General features: G+C 69.6%; 13 protein-coding genes. 3 read left to right on the top strand and 10 right to left on the bottom strand.

Annotation, left to right across the window (positions count from 1 at the left end; translation table 11 throughout):
- Positions 1-1,014 carry a LacI family DNA-binding transcriptional regulator gene (locus FVQ89_RS13885; protein ID WP_147902587.1) on the top strand — a complete coding sequence of 338 codons (1,014 nt, stop codon included), beginning with the start codon at positions 1-3 and terminating at the stop codon, positions 1,012-1,014.
- A gap of 28 nt (positions 1,015-1,042) precedes the next feature.
- Here the strand turns inward: FVQ89_RS13885 and FVQ89_RS13880 are convergent, their stop codons facing one another.
- The 3 genes from FVQ89_RS13880 to FVQ89_RS13870 are packed head-to-tail and all read right to left on the bottom strand — an operon-like array spanning position 1,043 to position 3,227.
- A complete protein-coding gene (locus FVQ89_RS13880) occupies positions 1,043-1,375 on the bottom strand; it encodes a hypothetical protein (protein ID WP_147902586.1) in 333 nt (110 codons plus the stop codon).
- 53 nt (positions 1,376-1,428) lie between these two features.
- Positions 1,429-2,451 carry a YeiH family protein gene (locus FVQ89_RS13875; protein WP_147902585.1) on the bottom strand — a complete coding sequence of 341 codons (1,023 nt, stop codon included), beginning with the start codon at positions 2,449-2,451 and terminating at the stop codon, positions 1,429-1,431.
- A complete protein-coding gene (locus FVQ89_RS13870; protein WP_147902584.1) occupies positions 2,448-3,227 on the bottom strand; it encodes a fumarylacetoacetate hydrolase family protein in 780 nt (259 codons plus the stop codon). Before FVQ89_RS13870 ends, FVQ89_RS13875 begins: the two co-directional genes overlap by 4 nt.
- Positions 3,228-3,291: 64 nt before the next feature.
- Here FVQ89_RS13870 and FVQ89_RS13865 point away from each other — a divergent pair, with 64 nt between their 5' ends.
- Entirely contained in the window at positions 3,292-3,933 is a 642-nt protein-coding gene (locus FVQ89_RS13865; protein WP_147902583.1) for an alpha/beta family hydrolase, read from the top strand.
- A gap of 99 nt (positions 3,934-4,032) precedes the next feature.
- On the opposite strand, the gene FVQ89_RS13860 is transcribed toward FVQ89_RS13865, so the two are convergent.
- Together FVQ89_RS13860 and FVQ89_RS13855 are read right to left on the bottom strand one after the other, a co-directional pair.
- Positions 4,033-5,148 (bottom strand): branched-chain amino acid aminotransferase, encoded by a 1,116-nt coding sequence (locus FVQ89_RS13860; RefSeq protein WP_147902582.1) that lies wholly within the window; start codon positions 5,146-5,148, stop codon positions 4,033-4,035.
- Positions 5,149-5,201: 53 nt separating this feature from the next.
- Positions 5,202-6,248: a 3-isopropylmalate dehydrogenase gene (locus tag FVQ89_RS13855; protein ID WP_147902581.1), complete on the bottom strand. Its 1,047-nt coding sequence runs from the start codon at positions 6,246-6,248 to the stop codon at positions 5,202-5,204.
- 151 nt (positions 6,249-6,399) lie between these two features.
- Here FVQ89_RS13855 and FVQ89_RS13850 point away from each other — a divergent pair, with 151 nt between their 5' ends.
- On the top strand, positions 6,400-6,654 hold the full coding sequence (locus FVQ89_RS13850) for a DUF6458 family protein (RefSeq protein ID WP_147902580.1): 255 nt from the start codon (positions 6,400-6,402) through the stop codon (positions 6,652-6,654).
- Positions 6,655-6,764: 110 nt separating this feature from the next.
- Here FVQ89_RS13850 and serA read toward each other — a convergent pair whose 3' ends face one another.
- From serA to FVQ89_RS13825, 5 genes are all read right to left on the bottom strand, one after another.
- Positions 6,765-8,360, bottom strand: coding sequence for a phosphoglycerate dehydrogenase (serA, locus tag FVQ89_RS13845; RefSeq protein WP_147902579.1), 1,596 nt, complete (start codon positions 8,358-8,360; stop codon positions 6,765-6,767).
- Between the two features lie 148 nt (positions 8,361-8,508).
- The gene (locus tag FVQ89_RS13840; RefSeq protein WP_147902578.1) at positions 8,509-8,907 is read right to left on the bottom strand and encodes a hypothetical protein; all 399 of its coding nucleotides are present in this window, start codon (positions 8,905-8,907) and stop codon (positions 8,509-8,511) included.
- Positions 8,904-9,389: a hypothetical protein gene (locus tag FVQ89_RS13835; RefSeq protein WP_147902577.1), complete on the bottom strand. Its 486-nt coding sequence runs from the start codon at positions 9,387-9,389 to the stop codon at positions 8,904-8,906. Before FVQ89_RS13835 ends, FVQ89_RS13840 begins: the two co-directional genes overlap by 4 nt.
- A 30-nt stretch (positions 9,390-9,419) precedes the next feature.
- Positions 9,420-10,838: a VCBS repeat-containing protein gene (locus FVQ89_RS13830; RefSeq protein WP_147902576.1), complete on the bottom strand. Its 1,419-nt coding sequence runs from the start codon at positions 10,836-10,838 to the stop codon at positions 9,420-9,422.
- A gap of 100 nt (positions 10,839-10,938) precedes the next feature.
- Positions 10,939-12,072, bottom strand: coding sequence for a mannitol-1-phosphate 5-dehydrogenase (locus FVQ89_RS13825; protein WP_255513633.1), 1,134 nt, complete (start codon positions 12,070-12,072; stop codon positions 10,939-10,941).
- Positions 12,073-12,143 lie beyond the last annotated feature (71 nt).

Below are 12,143 nucleotides of genomic sequence, written 5' to 3'. Positions count from 1 at the left end.
ATGAGCCAGGAGGAGAAGGGCGCCCGCGCCGCCAACATCTTCGACGTCGCCCGGCTCGCGGGTGTTTCGCACCAAACTGTCTCGCGCGTGCTCAACGACCTGCCGAACGTACGGCCCGCCACCCGCGCGCGCGTCGAGCAGGCGATCGCACAACTGCGCTACAGCCCCTCCCCTGCCGCGCGTGCGCTCGTCACCCGACGCACCCGCACGATCGGCCTCGTCTCGCCCGGCGTCTCGGACTACGGTCCGAGCTCCATCGCGATGCACTTCAACTTCGCGGCGCGCGCCGCGCGCTACAGCGTGGAGGCGGTCAGCTCGCTCGATGAGGATCCCGGCGCCGTGCGCTCGGTGGTCGAGTCGCTGCTGCGCCAGCGAGTGGATGCGATCGTGCTGATCGTCGTCGACATCGCCGTGCTCGAGGTGGTAGGCGGGCTCGACCTCGCGATCCCCGTCGTGGCGGTCGCGGCGTCCCCACGGCCCAGTCCCCTCATCGTCTCGATCGACCAGTACCGCGGTGCCCGCGCCGCCGTGCGGCACCTCGCGGAACTCGGTCACACGCGCATCCTGCATCTCGGCGGACCGAGCGAGAACCCGGATGCCATCGAGCGCGAACGCGGATGGCGTGACGAGCTCGTGGGCCGGCGGCTCGACCTCGTGGATGCGCCGCGAGGGGACTGGTCTGCCGAGAGCGGCTACCGGGTCGGGCTCGACCTGCCCGTCGAACCCGGGGAGGCCGTGTTCGTCGGCAACGACCACATGGCGATCGGCCTGCTCTCGGCGTTCCGCGAGCGCGGGCTCCGCGTGCCCGACGACGTGAGCGTCGTCGGATTCGACGACGTGCCCGAGGCCGGCTACCTCTTCCCGCCGCTCACGACCGTGCGGCAGGACTTCGCGGCCCTCGGCGGGCTCATGATGCAGAAGGTGCTTCTCGCGGTGGAGGACCCCGACACCGTCACGGAGGACACTCCGCTGCCGACCCGCCTCGTACTGCGCGCGTCGACTCGCGCCCGCTGAGCCTCAGGCGTCCGCGGCGCGCTGCGCCTCAGGCGATGGCCGCGCGCTGCGCCACGACGACCACCGCGAGCAGCGCGACGAAGGCGATGCCGCTCATCTCAAGCGCGAGAAGCCCGATGCGGAGCCGCCCCGGAGGGGTCGCAAACCGCACGATCACCATGCTCGCCGTGAGCGACACGATCACGAAGACGGCCGTCGCCGCAATGCCGGTCGGCGGCATCCGCATGACCGCCATCGGCACAAGGGCGCCGAGAGACACGACCGAGAGCAGACCGCCCATCACGAGCCAGCCCGTGCCCCTCGACGTCGTGAGCGCCGGCTGATCCCGCACGCGTGCGGGGTCGAGAGGCGGCTCGGACATTCCTCCAGCCTGCCCGCTCCCGCCGGGGAGAGCGCTGGATATCCAGATTTCTCTCAGGAGGTGACGACGAACGCCACACCCCAGCCGAGCACGAGAATCACAGCCCACGACGCCGCAGCCGCGAGCACCGCCCGACCACCGGTGCGCACGAGACGTTCGAGCCGCAACGACGCCCCGATGCCCACGAGTGCCGCCGCGAGCAGCACGTTCCGCACCGTGTCGGCGACATCGAGCGCGAGATCGGGAACCGGCACGAACGTGCGCACCAGCACCAGGAGGACGAACCCCACGATGAACAGCGGCACGATCGGCGGCAGCGCGGCGTCTCCTGTGCCACCCGCGCGGGCCGCCCGGCGAGTGCGCACGGATGCGACGGCCACCATCGGCGCCAGCATGAGCACGCGCGTGAGCTTCACCACGATCGCCGCCGCGAGCGCCGCGGCGCCCGCGGTCTGCGCCGTCGCGACCACCTGCCCAACGTCGTGAACGCTCGCACCCACCCACGCGCCGAAGAACTCGGGACTCATCGGCGCGCCGAGCGCCGCAGCGAACTGGGCGAGAGCCGGGAGCACCGCGATCGCCGCGGTACCGAAGAGCGTGACGAGCGCCGTCGGAGTCGCCGTGTCATCCGACGAACGCCCCCGCGCGGCCGACATCGCCCCGACGGCCGACACTCCGCAGATCGAGAACCCGGCAGCGAGCAGCACGGGCTCGTCACCCGGAAGCCGGAGTGCGCGGGCGATGCCGTAGGTGGCGGCGAACGCGATGACCACGAGCCCGACGATCGCGGCGACCCCCGTGATCCCGAGCGCCGCGACATCGCCGATCGCCAGATCGAGTCCGAGCAACACGATCCCCGCGCGCAGCAGGGTGCGCGCCGAGAACGCGAGCCCGGATCTCAGCACGCCATCGAGCGCAGGACGCACGGGCGGGATAGCCGCCGCCACGAACCCGATGACGAACGCGGCCGTGAGCCACGGCACCGCCGGAAGGGCCAGGTGGATCAGGAAGGCGACGCCCGCCCCTGCGAGCGCCACAGCCACACCGGGAACGCGCAGCCGGATGCCGCCCGTCACGACGTCGCGTCGCGGTCGAGCGCGGGGTTACGCAGGCGCCCGATCCCCTCGATCTCGATCTCCACGGTCTGCCCGTGGACGAACCCGCCGAGCCCGGACGGCGTCCCCGTCATGATGATGTCGCCGGGCAGCAGCGTCCAGATGTCGGAGATGTACTCGATGAGCTCCGGCAGGCCGTGGATCATGTCGCGGGTGTTTCCGTGACGCCGCGGCTCCCCATCGACCCACGTAGTGATCTCGAGGGCGCTCGGGTCGAGCTCCGTCTCGATCCAGGGACCGATAGGCGCGAAGGTGTCGTAACCCTTCGCCCGCGCCCACTGCCCGTCGGCGAACATCTGGTCGCGCGCCGAGACGTCGTTGCCCACCGTGTATCCGAAGACGTAGTCGGACCAGTTCTCGGCACTCACCTGCTTCGCGATGCGGCCGATCACCGCGACCAGCTCGCCCTCGTGCGTGATGCGACCCTCGACCGGCGGGATGCGGATCGGATCGTCCGGCCCGATCACCGCGGTGTTGGGCTTCAGGAAGATGAGGGGGTTGTCGGGGGCGTCGACGTTGGCGAGGTCCTTGCGATGCTCGGCGTAGTTGAGGCCGACGCACACCACCTTCGAGCGCGGGATCACCGGAGCGAGGAGCCGGGCGTCCGCGAGCGGCACCCGCTCGCCGGTCGGATCGAATCCCTGGAACATGGGGTCGCCCGCGAGCACCACGACCTCGTCGTCATCGACGATGCCGTAGCGCGGGTCGCCTCCGGTGCTGAAACGCGCGACTCTCACCCTGCGAGCCTACCGGGGCGGCCGAGAGGCGCTTGTTGTGTTCGAGCACCGCAATACTGGACCGATGACCGAGCTGCTGTGGACCGGGCCCGCCGACGCCTCCCGCATCCTGGTGCTGGCCCACGGAGCCGGGGCACCGATGGACTCGCCCTGGATGGATGACATGGCGGCGCGCCTCGGCGAGCGCGGCATCCGCGTGGCGCGGTTCGAGTTCGCGTACATGGCGGCGCGGCGCGAGGGTGTCCGGCGGCCGAATCCGCGGGCGGAGGCGGTGCTCGACGAGTACCGCGCGGTGATCGAGCAGGTGCGGGCGGAGACCGGCCGCGTTCCGGCGATCGGGGGCAAGTCGTTCGGGGGTCGGGTGGCGAGCATGATCGCCGACGAGCTGCACACGACGGGCGACGTGACCGCGCTCGTGTGCCTCGGCTATCCGTTCCACCCGATGGGTAAGCCCGGGCAGCTGCGCACCGCGCACCTCGCCCAGCTGCGCACCCCTGCGCTCATCTGTCAGGGCGAGCGCGACATCATGGGATCTCGCGAGGAGGTCGCGGGTTACGCCCTCTCGGATGCGATCGATCTGAACTGGCTTCCGGATGGCGACCACGACCTCAAGCCCCGCAAGGCATCCGGCCACACCCTCGCCGACAACCTGGACGCGACGGCCGCGGCTGTCGCCGCACACCTCCCGGAGCCCTCAACCCCGTGAGAGTACGCACTTTTGCGTGCTCTCGGCCGTGAGAGTACGCAAAAGTGCGTACTCTCACGGGAACGAGAGGGGCGCCCGGGTGAGCGACGGGGTCGGAGGTCAGGCGTCGAGGCGGTGGAGCCAGCCGTGGCGGTCCTCGACGCGGCCGTACTGGATGCCGGTGAGCTCCGCCCGCAGCGACATCGCCAGCCGGTCGGAGACCTCCGGCATCACGATCCCGCGACCGTCCGCCGCCTTGATCTCGGCGATCGGCGTGATCACCGCGGCCGTGCCGCATGCGAACGCCTCGACGATGTCGCCCGAGGCCACGCCGTCGCGCCACTCGTCGATCGTCACCGGACGCTGCTCAACGCGGTGCCCGCGATCGCGGGCGAGCGTCAGCACCGAGTCGACGGTGATGCCCTCGAGGATCGAGTCGGAGTCGGGGGTGATGAGCGTGCCGTCCTTCTTCACGAGTACGACGTTCATCCCGCCGAGCTCTTCGAGGTAGCGGCCCTCCTGCGCGTCGAGGAACAGCACCTGGGCGCAATTGTGCGCGTACGCCTCCTGCTGAGCGACGAGCGATGCGGCGTAGTTGCCGCCGGTCTTCGCCTGACCCATCCCCCCGTGGCCGGCACGGGTGTAGGTGGTCGACAGCCAGATCGAGACGGGCGTGACGCCGCCGTGGAAGTAGGCGCCAGCCGGGGATGCGATCACGTAGTAGTTGACCTTCTTCGCCGGGCGCACCCCGAGGAACGCCTCCTTCGCGAACATGAAGGGCCGCAGGTACAGGCTCGTCTCCGCCTGCGACGGCACCCAGTCGCCGTCGACGGCGATCAGCTGGGCGAGGGAGTCGAGGAAGTACTCGGTGGGCAGTTCGGGCAGGGCGAGGCGCTTCGCCGAACGCTGCATCCGCGCCGCGTTCGCCTCCGGACGGAAGGTCCAGATCGACCCGTCGGCGTGACGGTAGGCCTTGAGCCCTTCGAAGACCTCCTGCGCGTAGTGCAGCACCGCCGCGGCCGGGTCCAACTGGATCGGCCCGTACGGCTGCACGCGCGGGCGGTGCCACCCGCCCCGCTCCGACCAGCAGATGTCGACCATGTGGTCGGTGAAGTGCTGCCCGAATCCGGGATTCTCGAGCACCTGGGCGCGCTCCTCGGGCGAGGCGGCGTTCTCGTTGCGGGTCACCTGGAACTGGAGATCCTGGTTCGCCATGGGAAGGAGGTTCAGGGACATGTCTGGCTCGTCTTCTGCTGGGTGTGGAGTCTATTGTGCGCCCGTCGACCGCCTCAGGCGAGGCGGGCCGCGATCGCGGTGCCCACCTCGGAGGTGGTGCGCGGGGTGGTTCCTCGTTCGGCGAGATCCGCCGCCACCGCCCGCTCGACCCGGCGGGCCGCATCCGGGAGCCCGAGGTGATCGAGCAGGAGCACGGTCGACAGGATCGCGGCCGTGGGGTCGGCCTTCTGCTGCCCGGCGATGTCAGGCGCGGATCCGTGAACCGGCTCGAACATGCTGGGGAAGGTGCCATCCGGGTTGATGTTGCCGGAGGCCGCCAGTCCGATGCCGCCGCTGATGGCGCCGGCCAGATCGGTGAGGATGTCGCCGAAGAGATTGTCGGTGACGATGACGTCGAACCTAGCAGGATCGGTGACCAGGAAGATGGTCGCGGCGTCGACATGGAGGTAATCCCACGCCACGTCCGGATGATTGGCCGCCTCGGCCTCGACGGTCCGCGCCCACAGCCCGCCGGCGTGGGTCAGGACGTTCGTCTTGTGGACGAGCGTGAGCTTCTTGCGGCGCTTCTCGGCCTGCGCGAAGGCGAAGCGGACGACCCGCTCGACACCGTAGGCGGTGTTGACGCTCACCTCGTTCGCGATCTCGTGCGGGGTGCCGGTGCGGATGCTGCCGCCGTTGCCGACGTACGGGCCCTCGGTCCCCTCTCGCACCACCACAAAGTCCACCTCGCCCGGCTCGGCCAGCGGGCTCGTGACCGAGGGGAACAGCACGGTCGGCCGGAGGTTCACATAGTGGTCGAACGCGAAACGGAGCTTGAGAAGCAGGCCGCGCTCGATCAGGCCCCCCGCGAGACGCGGGTCGCGCGGATCCCCGCCTACCGCGCCCAGGAGTATCGCGTCGTGCTGCGCGAGCGCCGAAAGGTCGTCCTCATCCAGCACGCGGCCGGTCTCGAGGTAGTGGGCGGCGCTGAAGGGGTACGCGGTCGTGGCGAGCTGCGCCTCACCGGCGACGGCCTGGTCGAGCACCTTCACCGCCTCCGCGATCACTTCGGGTCCGATGCCGTCTCCCGCGATCACGGCGAGGTCGATGGTGCGCGTCATCCCCCCAGATTATCGGGCGCGCGCCGGGGTGGCCGTGCACGCGTATACCGCCCCGTCGACCCCGCCGTCAACGCCCTGTCCGTCTCTCGCCGGTCGCCCTAACGTCTCTGCTGGGCCCCACGAGGGCCCATCATCACGAAGGAGAACCCTCATGAGCATCGGGCTCGGCATCTTTCTGTTCGTCGTCGGCGCGATCCTGACATTCGCGCTCAACGTTCAGGTCGACTGGATCGACCTCGACCTCGTCGGCTACCTGCTGATGGGGGCGGGAGTCATCGTGACCCTGATCGGAATCGTCCTCGTCGTTCGCAAGCGCCAGTCGGTCACGACCGTGCGTTCGGACGTCGACCCGGCGACCGGATCGCGGGTCGAGCAGCGCTCGACCCAGACCGACGTGGAGCCCTGAGCTTCCCGAAACGGACCTGCGAGCGTCCGCCCTCGAGGGGGCGGGCGCTCCTCCGTGTCCGGGGCCGGTCGCGAGAGCGGCCGGGGGCGCGACTGGAAGGCGTTCGGGCGTCAGGCCTCGACGATGTCGATCTCGCGCACCTCGTCGGCATCCGTCGCCACCCGCACGCGCTCGAGCACGTCATCCGGCACCGGAGAGTCGACCGTGATGATGCTGAGCGCCTGGCCGCCGGCGCTCCGACGCGCGATCTGCATCCCCGCGATGTTGATGCCTGCCTCGCCGAACTCCTTGCCGTAGACGGCGACGATGCCGGGGCGGTCGGTGTAGAACATCACGATGTGGTGCTCGCCGATCGGCACCTCGATGTCGTAGCCGTTGAGGCCCACGATCTTCTCGGTCATCTTCGTGCCCGCGAGGGTTCCCGCAACCTCGACGGAGGTGCCGTCGGAGAGCACCCCGCGCAGCGTCGTGGTGTTGCGGTAGTCCTTGCTCTCCTCGGAGACGTTGAGGCTCGAGGCGATGCCGCGCTGCTCGGCGAGCAGGGGGGCGTTCACGTACGACACGTTCTCGGTGACGAGGTTGGTGAAGTAGCCCTTGAGCGCCGCCAGGCGGTAGACACTGACGTCGTAGGCGGCGAGCTCGCCGCGCACATCCACCTCGAGGTCGGTGAGCGCACCGTGGCCGGCGACTGCCGCGAGCACCTGACCGAGCTTCTCGACGAGGGTGATGCCGGGGCGTACGAACGGGTCGATGATGCCGCCCGCGACGTTGACCGCATCCGGAACGAGCTCGCCCTCGAGCGCAAGGCGCACGCTCTTCGCGACCGAGACACCCGCCTTCTCCTGCGCCTCGTGCGTGGAGGCACCGAGGTGCGGGGTGACCACCACGTTCGGCAGCGAGGTAAGGGCGTCGTCTGCGGGAGGCTCGGACGAGAAGACGTCGAGCCCGGCACCCGCGATCACGCCTCGGGCGAGGGCATCGGCGAGCGCGGCCTCGTCGATGAGACCACCACGGGCGACGTTGACGATGAACGCGCTGGACTTCATCCGGGCGAGCTGCTCGGTGCCGATCATTCCGGTGGTCTCCGGCGTCTTCGGCATGTGGATCGTGATGAAGTCGGACTGCTCGAGCAGCTCGTCGAGGGTCGCGAGGCGCACCCCGAGCTGCTGGGCGCGCGCCGGGGTCACGTAGGGGTCGTAGGCGATGACCTCCACCCCGAACGCCTGCAGGCGGGCCGTGATGAGCGCGCCGATGCGGCCGAGGCCGATGATGCCGACCGTCTTCTCGTAGAGCTCGACACCCGTGTACTTCGAGCGCTTCCACTCCCCTGCGGCGAGGCTCGCGTGTGCGGCCGGGATCTGCCGGGCGAGGCTCAGGATGTGGCCGATGGTGAGCTCGGCGGCGCTGATGATGTTGGAGGTCGGCGCGTTGACGACCATGACGCCCGCCTCGGTGGCGGCCTTGATGTCGACGTTGTCGAGGCCGACGCCCGCGCGGGCGACGACCTTCAGCCGCGACGACACGGCAAGCGCCTCCGCGTCGATCTGGGTCGCGGAGCGGATGAGCACCGCATCCGCGTCGGCGAGCGCCGCGAGCAGCGCCGAACGGTCGGTGCCGTCGACGGAGCGGATGTCGAAGTCGGTGCCGAGGGCCTCGACCGTTGCGGGGGACAGTTCTTCGGCGATCAGGACGACCGGCTTGGACACAGCTGTTCCTTCGTGCGAGAGCGGCGGCCCAGGAGACCGCGCGAGATGAGCCGGAACCGACGACGGCGCGGCACAGGAAGCCTACCGGACACCGGATTCCGTGACGTTCCCGTCCACAGGTCGAGCGGATCCGCGGGGCGGACTCGCATCACCCCGCGGTGACGAGATACACCGAGAGCGCGTAGAGGGCGAACGAGGTCGCGGCGGTCGCGCCCAGCGCGGCGGCGAAGATCAGCACCCGAGCCGTGAGCGCGCGGCGCATGCCGAGCAGAGCCGCGGCGGCGAAGAGCAGCGGCGGAAGCGCGACGCCCGCGATCAGCACCGCCCACGGGATGCGATCCCCCAGACCGTAGGCCTTGTACGCGTCGGGCACGTTGATGAGGTTCCCGAACGCCTGGAACAGGAACCATGCCGTCAGCAGTGCGAAGATCACCGCCACGATGATCGCCGAGACCGGCCAGGCGCGAGGCGTCCACTCCGTCGACTGCTCGGCAGCGGGTTGGGGTTCCGTTTCAGGCACGGATCCGGATGCGGCCTCGTCGCTCATCCGAACGCTCCCAACAGGAGGAACGGCCACGGGACGAGCACCCCGAGGCCGAGGGCGAACCACCCCACACGCTTGATGCCGCGGTGCCGCGTGCCCTCCGGGGTGAGGGTGTGCACGGCGAGGAACCAGAGCGCCGGGGCGACCATCGCGAGGAACTCGGCGAACTGCCACATGATCTCGCCCGCGAGGTCGAGGCCCGGGTATCCGAGCTGTTGCACCGAGATGACCCACCCGACGGTCACCGCGAGGTAGAGCCCCGCGAAGATGCCCGTGGCGAGCAGCCCCGCGGTCTCGGCGCGGCTGCGGGTCGGGCGGACAGCGGGAGTGACGGCCGCCGAAACCTCGCCCTGCGCGTCGGGTGCCGTCGCGTCTGCATCCGACGCGGTTGCGAGCCGAGGAGCCGCCTGACCGCGCGCCTCATCCCCGGCCCAGTGGAGGGCCTCGTCATCCGGATCGGCCGGGTCGGTCGTCGCGTCGCGCATCCCGACCATCCTACGGATGCCGCCCGAACGTCAGCCGACGAGTCGGACGTTGCTCAGAATCGCCGCGATACTGTCGCCCTGGATGCGTCCCGTGCTCGTCATGGCGTGGCGGTACGTGAAGCCGTACTTCGCGATCCCCACGAGGCTGGACTGGGAAGCGCCTCCGAACTCGCCTGCACCGACGGCTTGGGAGTACTTGTTCCACCCTGTCCCGATGCGGACGGGGGAGGTGAGGTGAGCGTGACCGTCGCCATGGAACAGATACATGTCGCCGTTCGAGCGGCGAGCGATCAGGTCAGCGTGGCCGTCACCATCCACATCCCCCGGAGCGATCAGCAGCTTGTAGGAGTTCCAACCCGACGACAGGGTCTTAGTGCCGGCCCATCCACCGGCGCCGTCACCGCGGAGCATCACCAAGGCGCCGGAGGCCGTCCGGCCCAGCAGATCCGGCTTTCCGTCGCCACTGATGTCCCCCGGCGCGACCAGAGCGGTGTATTTCTGCATGCCGGAGCCGACCTTCACCCTCGAGCGAAGGCCGCCTGCACCGTTCCCCCGGAAGAGCCAGAGCCCGCCCGACTTGTCGCGAGCGAGGATGTCGGCGCAGGCGTCACCATCGAAATCGCCGGCGAGCATGATCGTCGAATACGACAACCAGCTTCGCCCCGTGCCGATCCGCGCACTCTTGCCAAGCTGGGAGAAGTCACCCATGGGAAATGCCCGGAGTTCGCCGGTCGGGCGCACCAGGAACAGGCGATCGCCATCCCCTGTGAGGTCCCACTTGCTCACCTCGGGTCGGTACACGACATCGAGCGTCTGCCGTCCGCCGGTCAAGGTGACCTCTTTGCTGACGACCGTCTGGAACTTGTCGTCATCGAACGGCTCGACCCGGAAGCGGTAGGTCCCCGGGAACAAGAAGAAGTTCCTTTCCCATGGGGAGCTGGCGGAAAGCCGCTCGAGGCTCGCGGGGCCCAGATCCGCCCACACACCGTCGCGCTTCTCCTGCAGGCGCAGGTTCGCCTCGCGCCTGCTGTCGCCCGAGGTGCTGCAGCGGCCGCAGTTCACGTTCACCGTGAGGGCGGTCTTCTCCTGCCAGACGATCTCGATGCCGTCGATGACCTCCCCCTCGGCCGGCTTGATCGGGATGGATCGCGTGCGGTTGTCCTCCCCATAGAGGATCGGTATCGACCCCTCATGTTCGACGTGCAAGGACCAGTCCCACGGCGCGAGGTCGGTCAGCGTCCACGTTCCGTCCGCGGCCACCACAACGGGTTCGGTGTTCTTGAAGAGGCTCGAGGCCCACACGGTGAACGTCCCCGCCGCAAGTTCGTCCGCGTCAGCGATCACGGTTCCCGACAACGTGGCTCGCGGTGCGGCAGCAGCTGGCTCCGCCGACACAGTGCCGGTGAGGACGAGAACCCACGAGAGGGCCAGGACGGCAAGGGTACGCATCAGAGAACTCCGTCGGGATCGAAGGCCGCGCGAATTCTACGAGGCTGCCTCAACATACATGACAATCGGGGTGTCTACCAGCACCCCGTTGCACACATGCTCAGGACTGAATACGTAGCTCGACGACCTCGATGAGCCCCGCGTGGAGCGGGTGACCCGGCTCGATGCCGCAGATGTCCGCGACGAGGCTCGACGCATCCGCTCCCGACGCGAGCTTCGCCTGCAGCTCGACGGCCTCCGGATCCTCGGAGGTGTCGAAATGCAGCGCCGCACCGATCGCGGTGAGCAGGTTCCAGGCGTCCTGGCCGCGCTCGGCGAGCTGCGCCGCAGGATCGACGAATCGCTCGTGCCGCGAGAGCTTCCGCAGCGGCGCACGCCCCACCCGCACGCAGGTGTCCGGCAGCTCGGGGTTCGTGATGCGCGTGAGCGTCGTGTCGACGTACGCCTGCTGCTCCTGCGCGCTGAAGCCGTGCTTCGCGACGAGCAGACCCGACGTCTCCGCGAGCACCGCGCGCACCTCGGCCATCACCTCCGGGACGGCGAGCGCCTCCGCGATCGTGTCGATGCCACGGTGGTACCCCAGGTACGCGGTCGCCGCGTGCGAGGTGTTGACGGTGAAGAGCTTGCGCTCGATGTAGGGCTCGAGGTCGTCGACCCAGTGCACGCCGGCGATCTGCGGTTCGTCTCCGCCGAAGGGGCTGCGATCGACGGCCCACTCCCAGAAGGCCTCGAGGGTGACGTCGAGGCCGCCGTGCTGCTCGGGGACGATCCGGTCGATGGCGCAATTCGCCCACACCGCACGCTCCATCGCGCCGCCGAGCTCGGCCACCGCGGCGGCGAGAATGTCGGTGCCGCCGATCGCGTTCTCGCACGCGATCACGACCAGCGGGGCGGCGTCGGCCGGACGCTGCGCGAGACCCCCGACGATCAACGGCGCGATGTAGGGCAGGATGCGCGCACCCACCGCCGTCGTGACGATCTCGGCCGCCGCGATCTCGGCGATCACGTCATCCGGATGCTCGCGCGAGTTGACGGCGCGGTAGCCGTCGATCAGGAGGTCGCGACCCCCCTCGCCCACCTCGTGCACGCGGTAGCTCGATTGCGCCTGCAGCGCGCCGATGAGCTCGTCGCTCACGTCCGCGAAGACGACCTCGTATCCGCTCTCCCGAAGGAAGGGGGCCACGAATCCGCGCCCGATGTTGCCTGCTCCGAAATGCACCGCCGTCGCTGTCACGGGCTCCATTCAACCGCGCGCGTGCACGGCCGACCACCCCGGCGCGCTTCCGCTCCCCCGGAATCCGTCGA

The organism is Homoserinibacter sp. GY 40078, assembly GCF_008017545.1.
GTDB lineage: Bacteria > Actinomycetota > Actinomycetes > Actinomycetales > Microbacteriaceae > Homoserinibacter.
The sequence above is the reverse complement of the archived record's forward strand: the minus strand, read 5'-3'. Positions and strand labels throughout refer to the sequence as shown.